Consider the following 18,101-nt stretch of genomic DNA (forward strand, 5'->3'; position numbering starts at 1 on the left):
GGCTTTGATTCGTTTGTTGTTGTAGTAATCGATGTAGTTTACAATGGTTTTCTCCAAATCTTCAAGCGACTGAAACATCCTCACATATCCATAAAACATCTCTGATTTCAAAATACCGAAGAAGGACTCCATCATACCGTTGTTTGGGCTGTTGCCCTTGCGTGACATGGATGCTTGAATTCCTTTACTCTTTAGGAATCGACGATAAGAATCGTGTTAGTATTGTGTCAGCTAATTTGGAAGCATTCCACTACTTGGAAGTGCAAAATCGAGAGAAACATTTCTTTGTGAACAACCTTCCAGCAGAACTTTATCAATCATTTCTTGCTTTAATTCAGCGAAATAGTAACGGTTTTTCCCTTTCTTGATACTTTCTATTCCGTAACGGTCAATCAACTGGATTAAGTATCTAAGATTTGAAAGATTAATCCCATATTTTTCTGAAAGACGCTTTAAGCTGATTCCTTGTTTTCTTAGTTCATAGATTTGAACTTTATCTTCATAACTCAATTTTATAATAAAACACCCAAAAGTTAGATTTTTTCGGTCTAACGTTTAAGGATCAGCACATAGACGGGGGGTTATGATTTCCTACTAAATTCTATCTTTTTTAAAGTGTCATAAAGGCTCAATAATTATTTTTGAGTGTCATTCTAATTGTTTTTGAAAGGAATTTTGGTATAATATTACTTATTCACAATTTATTTTGATTATGAAAGAGTTTGGTGATTAATGTCTCGGTCTGTTGAATTACTAAAGAAACGTTACTTAAAGAATATAAAAGAGAACTCAGATTTATTTATTGGGATTGAGTTAGAATATCCTATTGTAAATTTAGAGGGTAAAGCTACAGATGGTGAAGTTGTTAAGAATCTCTTTCGGTATTTACCATCAGTACTGGGATTTACTATCGAAAAAGTAGATGATTTTGGGAATCCAATTCAGTTGCTTGACCCAGTCAGTCAGGATACTATCTTATTTGAAGTTGCTTATACGACCATTGAGTTTGCTTTTGGTAGGGCTAAATCCATTCAAGAGGTTGAGGAGCGTTTTAGAGATTACATGGATCTGATTCAGAAAAAGTTGGGTGAAACAAATCATGCCATAGTTGGTTCTGGAATCCATCCCTACTGGGAGAAGAATGAGAATCAACCAGTTGCTTCTGCACGCTATCAGATGTTGATGAACTATTTGAAGTTGAGCAGAACCGTTCCAAGAACGGATTTGCACGATTACCTGCAATATGGTGCTTTTATCTGTGGGAGCCAAGTTCAACTGGATGTTTCAAAGTCTAACTTTCTGCGGGTCATTAACGCTTTTACTCAGATTGAAGCAGCCAAAGCTTATTTGTTTGCCAATTCAGAGTTTTCAGGGGAAGATTGGAATACCAAGATTTCTAGGGATATTTTTTGGGAAGAGTCTATGCATGGGATTTATCCTGAAAATGTAGGTGTTAATGCCAGACTCTTCAAAGATGAGAATGATTTTTTTGATTATCTGGATCACTCTGCGATTTTTACTGCGGAACGGGATGGTGAAACCTATTATTTTTATCCAATTCGAGCAAAAGATTACTTAGGAACCTCGGAAATTCGTGCTTTCGCCCTTGATGGGAAAGAGATCCTTCTTTATCCTCAGGAGAAGGACTTTCAGACACACCGTAGTTACCAGTACCAAGACTTAACAACTAGAGGGACTATTGAGTTTCGTAGTGTGTGTACTCAGCCGCTTGATAGGACTTTTGCTTCTGCTGCCTTTCACTTGGGATTATTAGTTAATTTAGATAAGTTAGAAGCTTACTTGCGAGCTGCTCCATTTTTTATCACATTTGGTCGTGATTACAAGTCATTGAGACGGCAATTTTCTAAGAAAAAACTCACAGATGAGGAAGAATCTGCAATTGTTGAGTTTTCAAAAGGCTTACTCCTTCTTGCTGAGGAAGGACTGGAGAAGAGAGGCCAGCATGAAATGACCTATTTACAGCCTTTGAAAGAAGAATTGAGCCTATAATTTCTCTTATAAAGGGAGAATTTTCTGAAAAATCATGATATAATGGAATGGACTATAGATAAAGGATAGAGATTATGACATTAGTTTATCAATCAACGCGGGATGCGAATAATACAGTAACTGCCAGCCAAGCTATTTTGCAAGGTTTGGCGTTGGATGGTGGTTTGTTTACACCGCTTACTTATCCAAAGGTAGATTTGGACTTTGAAAAATTGAAAGATGCTTCTTACCAGGAAGTTGCTAAGTTAGTTTTGTCAGCATTTTTAGATGACTTTACTGCAGAGGAGTTGGACTACTGTATCAACAATGCCTACGATAGCAAGTTTGATACTCCAGCTATTGCGCCATTGGTGAAACTGGATGGGCAATACAACTTGGAATTGTTCCATGGTTCAACGATTGCCTTTAAGGATATGGCCTTGTCTATCTTGCCATACTTTATGACGACAGCCGCTAAAAAGCATGGTTTAGAGAACAAGATTGTCATTTTGACAGCGACATCTGGTGATACTGGAAAAGCTGCTATGGCAGGGTTTGCGGATGTGCCTGGAACTGAAATTATCGTCTTTTATCCAAAGGATGGTGTCAGCAAGGTACAAGAGTTGCAAATGACTACTCAGACTGGCGACAATACTCATGTTATCGCTATTGATGGTAACTTTGACGATGCGCAAACTAACGTCAAACATATGTTTAACGATGTAACTCTTCGTGAAAAGTTGGCTGCTAATAAACTGCAATTTTCATCAGCTAACTCTATGAATATTGGTCGTTTGGTACCACAGGTTGTTTATTATGTCTATGCCTACGCTCAGTTGGTCAAGACTGGTGAGATTGTGGCTGGTGAAAAGGTCAACTTCACAGTACCAACAGGAAATTTTGGAAATATATTGGCTGCCTTTTATGCCAAACAACTTGGTCTGCCAGTTGGCAAATTGATCTGTGCTTCAAATGACAATAATGTTTTAACTGACTTCTTTAAAACACGTGTTTACGATAAGAAACGTGAGTTTAAGGTAACGACTAGCCCATCTATGGATATCTTGGTATCTTCAAACTTGGAGCGCTTGATTTTCCATCTTTTGGGGAATGATGCGGTTAAGACAGCTGAACTCATGAATGCCTTGAGTACACAAGGACAATATGAATTGACAGACTTTGATGCAGCGATTCTGGAACTCTTTGCAGCTGAATATGCGACTGAGGAAGAAACTGCGGCAGAAATTAAACGAGTTTATCAAACAGACGCCTATATCGAGGACCCACATACGGCGGTTGCCTCAGCTGTTTATAGAAAATACCAAGTGGCTACTGGCGATGCGACTAAGACAGTGATTGCTTCAACCGCTAGTCCATACAAGTTCCCAGTGGTTGCAGTAGAAGCTGTAACAGGAAAAGTAGGCTTGACAGACTTTGAAGCCTTGGCTCAATTACATGACATTTCAGGAGTGGCAGTGCCACCAGCGGTTGATGGCCTTGAAACAGCTCCTGTTCGTCACAAGACAACTGTAGCGGCTGCTGATATGCAAGCAGCGGTGGAGGCTTATCTAGGACTTTAAGACAGAGAGAGTAAACTCGGTTGGGAAACCAACTGAGTTTCTTTTCATCAGGAGGAAGGATTGTTTAAGAAAAATAAAGACATTCTTAATATTGCATTGCCAGCTATGGGTGAAAACTTTTTGCAAATGCTCATGGGAATGGTGGACAGTTACTTGGTCGCTCACTTGGGCTTAATCGCTATTTCAGGTGTTTCAGTGGCTGGCAATATTATCACGATTTATCAGGCGATTTTCATCGCTCTGGGAGCTGCTATTTCCAGTGTTATTTCAAAAAGTATGGGGCAGAAAGATCAGTCGAAGCTGGCTTATCACGTGACAGAGGCTCTCAAGATAACCCTATTGCTGAGTGGGCTTTTAGGCGCTTTATCCATCTTTGCTGGGCAAGAGATGATAGGACTTTTGGGAACTGAGCAGGCTGTGGCCGAAAGTGGTGGACTCTACCTATCTTTAGTAGGCGGATCGATTGTTCTCTTGGGCTTGATGACCAGTTTGGGTGCCTTGATTCGTTCAACGCATAATCCACGTCTACCTCTCTATGTTAGTCTTTTATCCAATGCCTTGAATATTCTTTTTTCCAGTCTAGCTATTTTTGTTCTTGATATGGGGATAGCGGGTGTTGCTTGGGGGACTATTCTGTCTCGTTTAGTTGGTCTTGTGATTTTGTGGTCGCAATTAAAGCTACCTTTTGAGAAACCGACTTTTGGTTTAGATAAGAATTTGTTGACTTTGGCTATACCGGCAGCAGGAGAACGTCTCATGATGAGAGCTGGAGATGTCGTCATCATTGCCTTAGTTGTTTCTTTTGGGACGGAGGCAGTAGCTGGAAATGCAGTCGGAGAAGTCTTGACCCAGTTTAACTACATGCCTGCCTTTGGCGTCGCTACGGCAACGGTCATGCAGGTGGCTCGAGCAGTTGGAGAGAATAACTGGAAAAGAGTAGACAAGGTAAGCAAGCAAACCTTTTGGCTTTCTCTACTTCTCATGTTGCCCTTAACTTTCAGTATCTATGCCTTAGGGATACCACTAACTCATCTCTATACGACGGATTCTCTAGCTGTTGAGGCTAGTGTTCTAGTGACACTTTTCTCTCTACTAGGAACTCCTATGGCGACAGGGACAGTTATTTATACGGCAGTTTGGCAGGGATTGGGGAATGCTCGCCTTCCCTTTTATGCGACAAGTATTGGGATGTGGTGTATCCGCATAGGGACAGCCTATCTGATGGGTATTGTTCTTGGTTGGGGCTTGCCTGGTATTTGGGCAGGGACTCTCTTGGATAATGGTTTTCGCTGGTTATTTCTTCGTTACCGTTACCAACGTTATATGATGTTGAAAGGATAGGAGATGCAAAAAATAGCCTTTATTTGGGATTTAGACGGGACTTTATTGGACTCTTACGAAGCGATTTTATCAGGGATTGAGGAGACTTTTGGTCAGTTTGCTATTCCTTATGATAAGGAGAAAGTGAGAGACTTTATCCTCAAGTATTCTGTGCAGGATTTGCTGGAGCAGGTGGCAGAAGAGCGAAAGTTGGATGCGGAAGTGCTCAATCAGGTGCGTGCCCAGAGTCTGTCTGAGAAGAATGCTCAGGTAGTTTTGATGCCAGGTGCGCGTGAAGTGCTAGCTTGGGCAGACCAAGCAGGGATTCAGCAGTTTGTCTATACTCATAAGGGGGACAATGCTTTTACTATCCTAAGAGACTTGGGGTTGGAGTCTTATTTCACAGAGATTCTAACCAGTCAGAGTGGTTTTGCACGCAAGCCCAGTCCAGAAGCGACTAACTATCTGCTAGACAAGTATCAGCTGAATCCTGAGAAGACCTATTATATAGGGGACCGGACTTTGGATGTGGAATTTGCCCAGAATAGCGGTATTCAAAGCATCAACTTTTTAGAATCTTCTTTTGAAGGCAACCACATGATTCAAGCACTGGCAGATATTCTTCATATTTTTGAGAGTAAGTAACGATAAGATTGTGTCAGTTGTGTGACAGAGACCTAACAAACTATTTCAAGTAATCGAGTTTGTTACAAGGAATAGACAGTTCTATTAAATAGGCCCGAGAGGGCTTTTTTTCTGCTTTTTTTGTGTTATGATAGACGGGTACTCATTTGAAAGGAATATGAACGAATGAAGAAAAGAATGATTTTTGCCTCAACAGTAGCCTTGTCATTTGCCCCAGTATTGGCAACCCAAGCAGAAGAAGTCCTTTGAACTGCACGTAGTGTTGAGCAAATCCAAAACGATTTGACTAAAACGAACAACAAAACAAGCTATACAGTACAGTATGGTGATACCTTGAGCACCATTGCAGAAGCCTTGGGTGTAGATGTCACAGTTCTTGCAAATTTGAACAAAATCACCAATATGGACTTGATTTTCCCAGATACTGTCCTCACTACAACTGTCAATGAGGCAGAAGAGGTAACGGAAGTTGAAATCCAAACTCCTCAAGCAGATGCTAGTGAAGAAGTGACAACTGCGACAGCTGATTTGACGAAAAATCAAGTGACAGTCGATGAAAAAACAGTTCAAGTAGAAGACCTTTCTCAACCGATTGAGGAAGCTCCAACTGTAACAGAGACTGAAAAACCAACAGAAGTAGCGCCAAGTTCAGAAGTTTCTGAGACAGCGACAGTTGCTGAGGAGACACCATCTACAGAAACACCTGTAGCTGAAGAAACAGCTGAAACGACTCCAGCGGAAGCACCAGTAGCAGAAACAACTCGCCTAGTTGAAGAAGAAGCTCCTCAAACTGCGAATCCAGCTACCGAAGAAACGGCAGCAACAACTCCAGCAGAAGCACCAGTAGCAGCTGCTCCAGCAACTGAAACGCCTGCTGATACAACAGGAACAAGTGCAGCAGAAGAAACAACAAATTCTGATACTACAACTTTGACTTATCAAGCAGAGCAAAGCCAAGCTCCTTCAAGAACTTATTCAGCTCCAGCGGCTCCTGACTATGCAGGACTTGCTGTAGCTAAGTCTGAGAATGCTGGTCTTCAACCACAAACTGCAGCCTTCAAAGAAGAAATTGCCAATTTGTTTGGAATTACATCCTTTAGCGGCTACCGTCCTGGTGACAGTGGAGACCATGGTAAAGGATTGGCCATCGACTTTATGGTCCCAGTGAGTTCAGCACTTGGTGATCAAATCGCGGAATACGCGGTTCAAAATATGGCTAGCCGTGGTATCAACTACATCATCTGGAAGCAACGTTTCTACGCTCCATATGATAGTAAATATGGACCAGCCTACACGTGGAATCCAATGCCGGATCGTGGTAGTGTGACCGAAAACCACTATGACCACGTTCACGTATCAATGAATTAAGAATAATAAGAAGCTATACATTTAAAAGTGTAGCTTCTTTTTGTGTAAAATAGTGTCGATAAGTGAAATAAAATCTAAAACATGTTAAAATGTAAGCGGATACAAAACTATACTAACGCTTTTAAGCATAGAGAGAAAGGATGAAGTGAATGACAAATCGATTAAAAACTCCATTTGAGAAAACAAGAGATGATTTTGAAGAGGAATTTTGTGGTGAAATTGTCGAATTCTTGATTTTTACCCTCCAAAATGTAACTGGGGCCGCTTCTTTAAAAGATGGTTGTAAAATGCCGTCCGTTCATTTTAAAGCTAGTGTCAATGTTGCAACCCAGGAATTTTCTGAACGTGAGGGACGTTTGGAATGGGTATTGACTCCTGAGGAATTTGAAGAAAAGAGATGGGGCTTTAGTTTTGAACCCTACAAAATTCATCATATCAAATGTCAAAAACGCCCCTTCATGGAGTTAGAGCCATATATGTCAGAAGTAGCTAATAACTGCTACCACTTGCTGGAATACCTAGATGACCAATCCTCAGACTCTAGGTTAGAGACCTTGATTGAAACCTATCAAAAACCGGTCATCATTCAAGACGATATTGGCGAATTCACCTTAAACAGAGCCTATTCTTGGTTTGAAGGATTTATCACTTACGAGGGTGGTAAGATTCATGCTATCTTTGCTGCGAGTGCAGATGAAAGTCTCCCTCCAAGTTCTTTTGATGATCTAAAGAAATTTATGGGAACTTTCCAAGTTCAAGATACTCGGATTAAAGACTATATTGTCAAAGAACTGTGGGAAACAGCTCAAGACTGGATAGATTCAGATGAAAATGATGTGGAGTTAACAGAAGAGTATTTTACCAACTCTCTTTCCTTAAGTGAACTATCGATCAACGAAGACGGGGAATTGACCCTCTACTATGATGATAGCGAGGAAATTTTTGCAGGCCATGCCATCGAAGTTGTCATTGATAAAGAGGGAGAAATCCTTCGAGCAGATTTGGTAGGTTAGTGCTGGATTTTATCTAGAATATAGAAATAATAGCCTTTTGGGATTGAAACCAAGAGGCTATTTTTCGTGAGTAAGCAAAATAGTTGCGTTTTTAATCTTTCTGTAATATACTTGATAGCTCAATAGTTGATAAATCAAGTGTACGCAAGGAGGTAGAAATGAAAAAAATTAACGACTTACTGTACCAGCTCCATTTAACAGATCAGATGATCACTCAACTTTTTGAGAAACAATTGGGAATTAGTTTGACCCGCTATCAAATCTTGCAGTTTTTACTGCAGCAGTCACCCTGCAACCAGATTGCCGTTCAGGAGAAGTTGCAAATCGACCAGGCGGCCTTGACCCGTCATTTTAAGATACTAGAGTCAGAGGGCTATGTCAGTCGCAAGCGTAATCCGGCCAATCAGCGAGAAGTCTTAGTTGAATTAACCCAAGAAGCCAAGAATCAACTCTTAGTCAGTCCGCCTAAACATCATTTGCGAGTGAAGGAACAGATGGAGAGCATCTTATCGACAGCCGAGCAGAAAGAGCTAACAACTTTACTGACGAAACTAGTGTCAGGTCTAGAAAAAATAGAATTTTAAGGAGAAAACGATGTCAATCATTACTACTATTTTAGCAACCCTTGTTGCCCTCGAACATTTTTATATCTTTTATTTGGAGAGTATGGCAACCCAATCAGATGCAACCAGCCGAGTCTTTAATATGGACAAGGAAGAGTTGACTAGACCCTCTGTCACCTCACTGTTTAAAAACCAAGGGATTTATAATGCTTTGATAGGTGTCTTTCTCTTGTATGGGATTTATTTCTCACAAAGTTTGGAAATTGTGACTATCTTTGTTTTATTTGTGCTTGGTGCAGCGATCTATGGTTCTCTGACAGCAGACAAGAAGATTATTCTGAAGCAAGGTGGGCCTGCTATTTTGACTCTGCTGAGTATGTTACTTTTGAAATAAGAAAACCAGCGTTTTGAACGACGCTGGTTTTTGTATGCTCTTATCCATTTCGACGTTTACGAGCTAGTAGGGCTCTGTAAAAGAAGATGTGATTGTTTTGGATATAGGGAAGGATTGAAAAACTAGCAATCCCAAAAGTAATCCAGTTGAGGAAGTACCAAGGGAGTAGTTGTAAGTCGAGGAGAAAGCGTTGGAACTTGTATCCTTTCATCAAGAAACGGCTGGTTTTCAGGATTTGATGGGGTTTAGCCTGTCCTAAATCCAGAGTGTCGCAGAGGAGGAATTCTACCTGCGAGTAAGCATAATGTTGCGGTACGTAGAGGAGATTGCCCACAATCATCAAGATGAGGCTCGCGAAAAAGTAGAGCCCAAAGGTCATAAGGAATTGCTCGGTTTCAACGGATGAGAGGTCAAGATTAGGAAATTCAGGATGTAGGGCAACAAATCTTCGAGCCAAGAGATTGCTATAAAAAAGAAAATAAACGCCTACTAAGTTTGGAATGCTCCATAAAAAAAGGTAGAAACGTTTGAGGAGCAGAGTCAGGAAGGTTTGCGAGAAGCGCTCTTCAGCAAAGAGAGCCAGGCTTGATTTTACTGAGAGTTCCGTATCAGGATCCTTGAGGAGTCTGAGTGTCGTAAAGGCAGCGCTTGCTAGAAAAATCGAGCTCAAAAAGAAACCACTAGTGGGAAGAGATAGGCTTGGAGCACTTGTGCCAGCATGCTGAAAAAGGATTGCTCTAAAACACTTTCTTGGAGACGAGCCAAGGGGTTGAGAAAGCCTGATAAGATGACCAGTATGCTAGGTAAGAGATAGACGAGAAAGAGGCGGGGATTCTCAGCCTGAAATTGCCTCGTCTGCAGGCGAATGGTTTTTAAATCAATTTTTGGGTATTTCATTCTTTCATTATACCATAAATAGTACATAGCTTGCTAATCCTTTGAAACCAGTGGACTTATAGCGTGTTAAGCAAAAGTGAATACGAGATTGAATACGACTTTACTTTTAGCTGGAGCGGATGAAATCCATGAACTGGTCAACGACTTCAACACGTTGATTATCATTGATGTGGGTATACATATCAAGGGTGATTTGAACATTATTGTGACCGAGTCTATCTGAAATGATTTTCGCTGTAACACCAGCTTCAAACAGAAGAGAAGCATGTGTATGCCTAAATCCGTGAGGCGAAATTTTTTTAAGATCTTTGTGTTTACAAAAGAATCTGCTAAGCTTCACTTTCATAGTTGCGGCTAAAAGCCATCCCCCTATGTCATTCGTAAAAATATAATTTGAATCATGTTTGTAAGGCACACCAGCCTGGAAATATTCTTTTATTTGCTGTCGTTTCCAGAGTTTCAAAACATTCAGAGTTTCATCATCTAAGGTGATAACCCTCTTACTCCTTTTGGTTTTAGGATCCTGAACAGTTTGTTTTTTACCAATCACGACAGCCGTGCGAGAAATGCTTAACCGTTTATTTTCAAAGTCAACATCTGACCACATGAGGCCGATTGCTTCTCCAGTTCTCAATCCAGAAAAAGCGAGTAAGTGAAAAAAGGTATAGTCTACTGGCTTACAATTTGCTTTGTAAACTTTAAGGAACTTCGTTAGTTCCTGTTTTGTATAGTAGTTTTCTTTGCCCTTTAAGGGTTTATTTTTAGGCTTGATAATCTTGTCTAAGGGATTTGACTTAATGATGTCAAGAGAAGCGGCATACTTGAAAATACGGCTGATGACAGAGTAGTAATTAGCATATAGGATATAGCGATTACTTAACTTGATAGCAACCTTTTGACAATAAGCTACGCTGATTTGCTGAATCTTCATATCTGTAAAATATGAGTCAATCATAACATTAAGTTTTTTCTTAACGTTCTGATATGTTGTTGGTTTTACAGTGCTTTTATAGCTATCAAGCCACAAATCAGCGACTTCAGCAAAAGTAGGGTTCTGGAAATCTTCATTGTTTGAAAAACCATTCTCTTCAACGTCTAAGAGAAGGTCACGTTCGGCAACCTTTGCCTCTTTTATAGTTTTAAAACCACGTCTTGTTGTGCGTTTTTCTTTTCCAGTTGCAGGGTCTATGCCCAGGTATGTTTGAAAGAGGTATCTAGTCTCTCCTTTTTTTGTAATGTATTTTTTTATCATAAAAAGTCCTTTCTTTTCGATTGCTTGCCCGCATAGTTGAAAAGGTGTAGAACTTATGATAAACTATAGTTGTATTTTTTTATCATCCTTTCCATTGCTTGTCACATGGAAGGTTAAAACCTCACACTAAAAGATGGCCGTCGGAGAGTGTGGGGATTTTTTATTTTTTTAAGACTTTCAACTTAATTCGTATCTTGAATGAATCCTTGACAGTACGAAGTTTATCACTTTCTGGATCAATATCTTTGTAATCACCACCATAAATTTTAGCAATTTTCACAACTTCATTATTTGAATCTGTGGTTAATCTTAATACTTTTCTACTTTTGGACTTAGTCACATAGCCTAAGTGATAACCTCGAACCACAATTTTAACTGCATCAGGGTCAAATTGATTATCCACTTCAGGGACAAAGTCTACATCTGAAAGTTCAAAAGGGGAATATTTGTAAAATCTATCTTCAAAAATTAATTCCTCTTTAATTTCTTTAGATGTGTATCCTAAATAAGGGATATCATCTGATTCTCTTATAAGCTCTTGACATAAATCTGAGAAAGCTTCTTGGCGATAAGATATTCCTTTCACTTTCAGAATAACATCATAAATAGTTCTCTTATCAATTTCTTCTTGTTTTAATCTATTTTCTACTCGAATAGATAATAGTTTATTCAGTTCTTCAATTTCATCCTCTAGATGATCAGTATTAGATTGCCTAGGAAAAATACCAATCAAAAAGAGAAGAACTAAACTACCGATAATAAAAGAGAAAATTGTTAGTAGTATATTTCCAACGATGCCAAGCAGAAAAACAGAAATTAAGGTCAGCAAAACCAAAAAGGCTATTAAAGACCTTTGGTTTTCCAGTTTACTAATTGTTCTTCTGTGTTCGTCTATTAGTACTTTGATTTCCTTTTCAGTAAGATTAGTAGAGAAATGTAACATGTGATCACCTTGATTTTAATTTTCAATTGGCATGAAGTTTCCGATAATTTTTCCAATGATCCTTGGATCTTCTTCGAATGGTGCGAATTTATCTTTATATTTTTTATTGATAGAGACGAGTCTAAGACCGTCTTTTTCTTTATAAACTTTCTTGATATAAGTTTGGCCATCCCAATCAACTGCATAAACAGCACCATCATAGTCAAACCCTGTTTCTTTGATAAGAACGACCTCCCCATTCATATACTTAGGCTCCATAGAATCCCCGAAAACCCAAGAAGCAAAATCGTGGTCTAGGTCTTTGTCATAAAAAACAGTATCATAGTTCCCATCGTTGAAGTATGAAAATCCAGTACCAGCTGATAGCTTTTCATACACTTTAAATTCAAACAAATTTTCCTCTAACGAAATAACTTTGTTAGACTGCTCACGCAATTGGTTTTCTGTAAAATCCAAAACTTTTTGTTTTCTAGGGGCAGTTAGCTTGACAGCTTTTTCAGTTATTTTTTGAACAAGAGGGGAAGTAGGGATTTTCAACTCTTGGACAGGAGTATCGTCTGACATAGGAACATTGTATCCCATTAACCAAGCTTCAGAAACACCCAATGTTTTAGATAATAATACAAGTTTATCTTGATCAGGAGAAGACTTTCCTGAAACATATTGTGACAAAGCACTCTTCCCCATTTTGATACCAAGTTCCTTTTGAAGTGGTAAAGAACTATTTAAGATATCTACTTGTCTAAGATTTCTTTCAGATAGAATTTGTTTTAGTCGTAAAGATGTTGTAGTTTTCATATTTAACACTCCGTTCTCAATAGTAATTATATAGATATTTGAACAAAAGTTCAAGCAAAAAGTAAAAAAAGTTCAAAAAAAATGAACTTAGGTGTTGACAAGCAAAAAAATAAAGAGTAGAATTATAATCACAAAAGTTCAAATAATTTGAACAAAAGGTAGAAAGGAGAATAAATGAAATTTGATTATTCAAAATTGAACGGAAGAATTACTGAAATTTTTAATAGCCAGAAAAAGTTCGCTAAAGCTATGGATCTTTCAGAACGAAGTATTTCACTTAAATTAAATAATCAACGTTACTGGAAAAACAACGAAATTACAACAGCTTGTAATTTGTTGCTTATTCCAGCTAATCAAATAGGAGATTATTTTTTTAAGCTTGAGGTTCAAGACGCTTGAACATTTCGAAATAGATGGGGGGTCAAATGGAAGATAAAATCATTGAACTTGCTGATTCTTTATCAGTGAATCTACAACGTACAGAGAAGCTAAAATAGCGTGTGAGAAGCTATTAAAACAAGTTAGCCATGAGATTGAACTCAGGGCGATGGAAAGTAATATTGTATAAACAAAAAAGCACCTGACAGCAATCAGGCGCATACTTAAATAATTAAAACCATTATATCACAAAAATGCTTGCCCGCATAGTTGAGAGGATGTAGAAAATGGAAGGTATAACGTTACAATTACGATTGGACGGCGAAAGTGCTGAATTGTTCACGAATCAATTATTGGCCTTTGCTGAAAAGCAGGTCAAGGAGCAGTTAGAGAATGATCGTATGCCAATCAATCAACAGGCTTTGATGAAGAAGTTCGGCTTTACTCACGGCTATATTAAGAAGTTAGAACGCAAAGGATTACGATTTCGTAAGCAAGGGAAAGATATTATGTACGATGTCAATGATGTTTATGAGATTTTAGAGTTAGAAAAACAAGTACGGAAATTGAGAGCATAAGGAGAAAAAATGACAGAACCAACTTTAACAAGCCAATTGCTTGGCTTGGCGGCTATCTTTATCGGGATCTTTATCCTGATGCTACTGACTGCTAAAAATGAAAAATCGGATGAACAAAATGTAGTAGTCATCATTGAAAAAACAGAAGATTTCGGAGAAGTTGCCCGAAGAAACTTGAAAAATAGCGACAGGAGATTCACCTATGACACTCAGCCGCCTGTAGGACTTGCTTCATCGATTGAGGACGTACCACAATTTTTTAGAGCATGCATCGAAGATTATGACAGACTGGCTAACGACTACCAGGAAGAAGCAAGAAATAATGATCTTCTAAGAAGTCAAAATGCCAATCTCTTAGAAGAAAATGGGCGTTTGCTTTATCAGGAAATGACCATGGATTTCCGTCAGAATCCAAGAAAATGGAGGGCAAAGACATGAGTGTTAGTCGCAGTATGAATGAGTCAGAAATTCGTGTCTTAAACATGATTATCAATTGTGCGACCTTCGACTTGCCAATCCAAGCCAGTGAAATTCGTTTAGAAACTGGGCTCTCAAAACGTAAGGTAGAAGAAATTATCGAAAGCCTGCGTGTCAATTTTGGGCATCCTATCGTAGCTAAGAAGATGAAGCCAAACGGATACTACTTGCCACGAAATGAGGAGGAGCGACAAGCTGGTCTTGCTCCTTATCGCAGACAAATCTTAACCGAGCAAAAGAACTTTGCTGCAGTGATGAATGTTGATCTAGAAAAATATTGGGGGGAATAGCGCATGAGTGATGATTTTAGAATATTACCTCATGATTTAGCTGCTGAACAGTCTGTTCTTGGTTCAGTCTTCATCTCCCCCGAATCACTTATCACTCTAGCAGATGAATTGACTCCTGATGATTTTTACAAGCCTGCCAATAAGATTGTGTTTAAAACCATGTTGTCTTTGTTTGAAAAAGGTGAGCCAATCGATGCTACGACTATGGGCTCTGCCCTCACGAATCAAGGAGATATTTCAAAAATCGGGGGTATCACCTACATTGTCGAGTTGGTGAATTCAACACCAACTTCAAAAAATGTGGAGCATTACGCAAAGCTTGTGAAAGAAAAGGCTACACTCCGAAAGATGATAGCGGACCTATCTGACTCCCTTTCGAATGCTTATCAGGGCGATGTATCGATTAGCGACATCATTGCTAAGATCGAAAAGTCCATGCTTGACATCAGCAATCAGAATACAGGTACAGGATTTCGCAATGTGGCTGATATCCTTGATACACACATGCAGATGGTCGAGACCAGATCGCAGACAGATGGAGTTGTGACAGGTTTATCTACTGGATTTGATGGACTAGACAAGATAACGACTGGTCTTCATGAGGATAATCTTATCATCCTTGCTGCTCGTCCTGCAATGGGGAAGACGGCGCTAGCTCTGAATATCGCTCAGTACATCGCTGTAAAAGAGAAAAAGCCTGTTGCTATTTTCTCTCTTGAGATGGGGGCGGAAAGCTTGATTGAGCGGATGTTAGCATCTGAGGGCATGGTAGAAGGGTATCATCTCAAAACTGGGAATCTGAGTGTTGAGGAATGGAGTAGGCTAGTGCATGCACAAGGGAATCTCTATGATGCACCTATCTTCGTAGATGATACGGCAGGTATTCGGATTTCAGAGATACGGTCAAAGACTCGTAAACTTGCCCAGGAAATGGGAGGCCTTGGAGTCATTATCATTGACTACTTGCAGTTGATCACGGGGTCAAAAGGGGAGAATCGTCAGCAGGTGGTTTCTGAGATTTCAAGAGAATTGAAAATCCTAGCTAAGGACTTGAAAGTACCTGTCATTGCCCTGTCACAGTTAAGCCGGGCAGTGGAGCAGAGACAAGACAAGCGCCCGATGCTAGCAGATTTGCGAGAGTCAGGTTCGATTGAACAAGATGCAGATATTGTAGCTTTCTTGTATCGTGATGCCTACTATCAGAAGGAACAGGCAGACAGTCAAGAAGCAAACAACGTAACAGAACTGATCCTGGAAAAGAATCGGCATGGTAGTCTCGGAACAGTGAAGTTGTATTTTCACAAAGAGTACACAAAATTTTCAAGTGTGGAGGAGTAGAAATGATTAAAAAAAGTGAAGTCACTGGTTTCTTATCGTTTTTCAAATTTCCAAAGCCATTCATCTATGATGAGAAATACAAGTCATTAAGCAATCATGCAAAACTCTTGTACATGCTTTTATTTGGAAGACTAGAGCTCTCAATAAAGAATGGATGGCATGACCGAGATGGCAATGTATTTCAGTACTACACTAATGAACAACTTATGGTTGATTTGAATAGTAGCGAAAAGACAATCATCAAATTCAAAAAAGAATTGAAGGATGTAGGGTTATTAAAAGAAGTTAGGCAGGGGAATAACCTACCTAACAGGATCTATATAAGCGCTGTTGACGGTACTGTAAATAGTACAGTATCGGAACTGGAAATTTTACAGTCTGGAACTGTAAAAACTACAGTATCGGAACTGGAATTTTTACAGACAAACAAGACTGATAATAACGAGATAGATAATAACAATAAATTATCTATTTGTAGTGAAGTGATCAATTATCTAAATTCTAAAGCAAAAAAGAATTTCAAGGTAAATACTGCTAGTCATCAAAAATTTATCAAAGCAAGACTGAAAGAAGGATATGTCCTTGAAGATTTTAAAAAGGTTGTGGATATCATGGTTGCTAAATGGAAAGGTACAGAGTATGAACAGTATCTGCAACCACAAACGCTTTTCGGCAATAAGATGGACAATTATCTGAATCATCCTATGCCAAAACGCTCTACAATCTTGACTAGTACGGTTGACGAAAGGCTAGGATTTTAGATGAAACAGTTTAAACAATTCAAAACTAGAACGGTTCTTGATGATGTCTGTGAAATCCATGGATGCCATCTTTGGTCTGTTAAAATCCCTGTTAAGGGCAAGGTTGAGGAAATTAGTCAATGTCCTGAATGCGAGAAAGAGAATATCCAACGTTTTGAAAAGCAGCTGAATATGGAATCTGAAGTTAAAAGCAAGCTATCAGATACTTACGAGGTCTTTGCTCGCGATAGTATTGTTTCAAGTAAGCTGGCCAGCAAGTCATTACATGATTATGAAATTCGAGTTGACATTGATGAAAATGCGGTGAATTTTGTGAAACGGTTGGAACGTAGCTATGCTAAAGGTGAGGCTGGGAATGCTATCATCACTGGGCCTTCTGGTGTTGGTAAGAGTCATCTGACCTATGGTTTTGCTCGGTTTCTCAATGAGCAATTTAAGTCTTATGATGAGCCGAAAAGCGTGCTCTTTGTGTCAGTTGTGATCTTGTTTGACAAGATTCGAGAAAGCTTTGAATTTGACAATGGTTTTTCAGAAGCAAAGATGGTCAAGCTACTGTCTGAGGTTGACTTCCTTTTCTTGGACGACCTCGGGAAAGAGAGTCGCAAGGCTGATACGAAGCGGAATGAGTGGGCGCATCAGATATTGTTCAAGATCCTGGATAATCGGACCAATACGATTATCAACACGAATTTGAGTAGCGAAGAGATCAAGGAGCTTTACTCGGACGATTTTGGAAATGGTGCTCTATCAAGTCGCATCTTTGAGGGAGCGACAGGCAGGTGCTTTGTCTATCCTTCTGGGATGAAGGATAGGAGGTATTGATGAGAGAGTTTTTTAACAACGATTGTATGGACATCATGAAACAATATCCTGATGATTACTTCGACCTAGCTATTGTTGATCCACCTTATTTTTCTGGTCCAGAAAAAAGAGAATACTATGGTCGAAAAGTTAGTCCGATTGGTGTCAATAGACTGTATGGCAAAACCTCAGAGTGGCAAATTCCAAATAGAGATTATTTTGATGAACTTTTTAGGGTATCTAAAAATCAAATTATTTGGGGTGTGAACTACTTCGACTATTCTTTTGGTTCTGGCCGTATCGTTTGGGACAAAGTTAATGGTCATTCAAGTTTTTCAGATTGTGAGATAGCATACTGCAGCTTACATGATAGTACACGGCTGTTTCGCTATATGTGGAATGGTATGATGCAAGGCAAGTCAATATCTGAAGGCCATATTCAGCAAGGAAATAAGGTATTGAATGAGGTTAGAATCCATCCGACTCAAAAACCAATTAATCTTTATCTTTGGTTGCTACAAAACTATGCAAAAGACGGAGATAAGATTCTTGATACTCATGTCGGTTCAGCAAGTAGTTTGATCGCTTGTCAAGAATTAGGTTTTGAGTATGTAGGCTGTGAGTTAGACGGAGACATCTTCAACCTTGCTAAACAGAGGCTTGATGCTTATGAGAAGCAGTTGAAGTTATTTTAGGAGGTATTGATCATTAAAAAA

The 18,101-nt window shown here is 39.2% G+C and carries 19 protein-coding genes and 3 pseudogenes (1 of these 22 running past the window's edge); 16 read left to right on the forward strand and 6 right to left on the reverse strand.

Annotated elements, in window-relative coordinates:
* Together FQT28_RS10260 and FQT28_RS10265 are read right to left on the reverse strand one after the other, a co-directional pair.
* Nucleotides 1-216, reverse strand: a pseudogene (locus FQT28_RS10260) (IS3 family transposase) (its annotated part extends 51 nt beyond the left edge of the window); the annotation flags it as partial.
* A gap of 15 nt (nt 217-231) precedes the next feature.
* The gene (locus FQT28_RS10265; RefSeq protein WP_419991822.1) at nt 232-510 is read right to left on the reverse strand and encodes a hypothetical protein; all 279 of its coding nucleotides are present in this window, start codon (nt 508-510) and stop codon (nt 232-234) included.
* Between the two features lie 222 nt (nt 511-732).
* Between FQT28_RS10265 and FQT28_RS00890 the strand changes: the two genes are divergently transcribed.
* From FQT28_RS00890 to FQT28_RS00925, 8 genes and pseudogenes are all read left to right on the forward strand, one after another.
* Entirely contained in the window at nt 733-2,010 is a 1,278-nt protein-coding gene (locus tag FQT28_RS00890) for a glutamate-cysteine ligase family protein (protein WP_125450599.1), read from the forward strand.
* 74 nt (nt 2,011-2,084) lie between these two features.
* A complete protein-coding gene (thrC, locus tag FQT28_RS00895; RefSeq protein WP_125450600.1) occupies nt 2,085-3,569 on the forward strand; it encodes a threonine synthase in 1,485 nt (494 codons plus the stop codon).
* 60 nt (nt 3,570-3,629) lie between these two features.
* Complete coding sequence (locus tag FQT28_RS00900; protein ID WP_125450601.1) at nt 3,630-4,910, forward strand: MATE family efflux transporter; 1,281 nt, start codon at nt 3,630-3,632, stop codon at nt 4,908-4,910.
* Between the two features lie 3 nt (nt 4,911-4,913).
* Nucleotides 4,914-5,534 carry an HAD family hydrolase gene (locus FQT28_RS00905; protein ID WP_125450602.1) on the forward strand — a complete coding sequence of 207 codons (621 nt, stop codon included), beginning with the start codon at nt 4,914-4,916 and terminating at the stop codon, nt 5,532-5,534.
* A 165-nt stretch (nt 5,535-5,699) separates the two neighbouring features.
* A pseudogene (locus tag FQT28_RS00910) lies at nt 5,700-6,902 on the forward strand (LysM peptidoglycan-binding domain-containing protein).
* Nucleotides 6,903-7,051: 149 nt separating this feature from the next.
* Nucleotides 7,052-7,915 (forward strand): DUF2262 domain-containing protein, encoded by an 864-nt coding sequence (locus FQT28_RS00915; protein ID WP_000184913.1) that lies wholly within the window; start codon nt 7,052-7,054, stop codon nt 7,913-7,915.
* Between the two features lie 158 nt (nt 7,916-8,073).
* Nucleotides 8,074-8,499, forward strand: a complete 426-nt coding sequence (locus FQT28_RS00920; RefSeq protein ID WP_000723482.1) for a MarR family winged helix-turn-helix transcriptional regulator — start codon at nt 8,074-8,076, stop codon at nt 8,497-8,499.
* Between the two features lie 10 nt (nt 8,500-8,509).
* Nucleotides 8,510-8,872 carry a DUF1304 domain-containing protein gene (locus tag FQT28_RS00925; RefSeq protein ID WP_125450603.1) on the forward strand — a complete coding sequence of 121 codons (363 nt, stop codon included), beginning with the start codon at nt 8,510-8,512 and terminating at the stop codon, nt 8,870-8,872.
* Nucleotides 8,873-8,912: 40 nt separating this feature from the next.
* Here the strand turns inward: FQT28_RS00925 and FQT28_RS00930 are convergent.
* The 4 genes and pseudogenes from FQT28_RS00930 to FQT28_RS00945 all read right to left on the reverse strand — a co-directional run bounded on the left by FQT28_RS00930 (nt 8,913) and on the right by FQT28_RS00945 (nt 12,762).
* Nucleotides 8,913-9,769, reverse strand: a pseudogene (locus FQT28_RS00930) (DUF975 family protein).
* 106 nt (nt 9,770-9,875) lie between these two features.
* Entirely contained in the window at nt 9,876-11,021 is a 1,146-nt protein-coding gene (locus tag FQT28_RS00935) for a site-specific integrase (protein WP_143989119.1), read from the reverse strand.
* Nucleotides 11,022-11,181: 160 nt separating this feature from the next.
* Nucleotides 11,182-11,964 (reverse strand): hypothetical protein, encoded by a 783-nt coding sequence (locus tag FQT28_RS00940; protein WP_143989120.1) that lies wholly within the window; start codon nt 11,962-11,964, stop codon nt 11,182-11,184.
* Nucleotides 11,965-11,979: 15 nt separating this feature from the next.
* Nucleotides 11,980-12,762: a S24 family peptidase gene (locus FQT28_RS00945; protein ID WP_143989121.1), complete on the reverse strand. Its 783-nt coding sequence runs from the start codon at nt 12,760-12,762 to the stop codon at nt 11,980-11,982.
* Nucleotides 12,763-12,936: 174 nt separating this feature from the next.
* Between FQT28_RS00945 and FQT28_RS00950 the strand changes: the two genes are divergently transcribed.
* The 8 genes from FQT28_RS00950 to FQT28_RS00985 all read left to right on the forward strand — a co-directional run bounded on the left by FQT28_RS00950 (nt 12,937) and on the right by FQT28_RS00985 (nt 18,080).
* Nucleotides 12,937-13,161 (forward strand): DUF739 family protein, encoded by a 225-nt coding sequence (locus FQT28_RS00950; RefSeq protein ID WP_143989122.1) that lies wholly within the window; start codon nt 12,937-12,939, stop codon nt 13,159-13,161.
* 266 nt (nt 13,162-13,427) lie between these two features.
* A complete protein-coding gene (locus tag FQT28_RS00955; protein WP_000398535.1) occupies nt 13,428-13,718 on the forward strand; it encodes a hypothetical protein in 291 nt (96 codons plus the stop codon).
* 9 nt (nt 13,719-13,727) lie between these two features.
* Entirely contained in the window at nt 13,728-14,156 is a 429-nt protein-coding gene (locus FQT28_RS00960) for a hypothetical protein (protein ID WP_143989123.1), read from the forward strand.
* Nucleotides 14,153-14,485 carry a hypothetical protein gene (locus tag FQT28_RS00965; protein ID WP_185952339.1) on the forward strand — a complete coding sequence of 111 codons (333 nt, stop codon included), beginning with the start codon at nt 14,153-14,155 and terminating at the stop codon, nt 14,483-14,485. The genes FQT28_RS00960 and FQT28_RS00965 overlap by 4 nt, the downstream gene beginning before the upstream one ends.
* A gap of 3 nt (nt 14,486-14,488) precedes the next feature.
* Nucleotides 14,489-15,823, forward strand: a complete 1,335-nt coding sequence (gene dnaB / locus FQT28_RS00970) for a replicative DNA helicase (RefSeq protein WP_143989125.1) — start codon at nt 14,489-14,491, stop codon at nt 15,821-15,823.
* 2 nt (nt 15,824-15,825) lie between these two features.
* Nucleotides 15,826-16,584: a conserved phage C-terminal domain-containing protein gene (locus FQT28_RS00975; RefSeq protein ID WP_143989126.1), complete on the forward strand. Its 759-nt coding sequence runs from the start codon at nt 15,826-15,828 to the stop codon at nt 16,582-16,584.
* Nucleotides 16,585-17,406: an ATP-binding protein gene (locus FQT28_RS00980; RefSeq protein ID WP_143989127.1), complete on the forward strand. Its 822-nt coding sequence runs from the start codon at nt 16,585-16,587 to the stop codon at nt 17,404-17,406.
* Nucleotides 17,406-18,080 carry a DNA methyltransferase gene (locus FQT28_RS00985; RefSeq protein ID WP_143989128.1) on the forward strand — a complete coding sequence of 225 codons (675 nt, stop codon included), beginning with the start codon at nt 17,406-17,408 and terminating at the stop codon, nt 18,078-18,080. Before FQT28_RS00980 ends, FQT28_RS00985 begins: the two co-directional genes overlap by 1 nt.
* Nucleotides 18,081-18,101: the final 21 nt, after the last annotated feature.

This window comes from Streptococcus oralis (assembly GCF_901543815.1).
In the GTDB taxonomy this organism is placed as follows: Bacteria; Bacillota; Bacilli; order Lactobacillales; family Streptococcaceae; genus Streptococcus; species Streptococcus oralis_CM.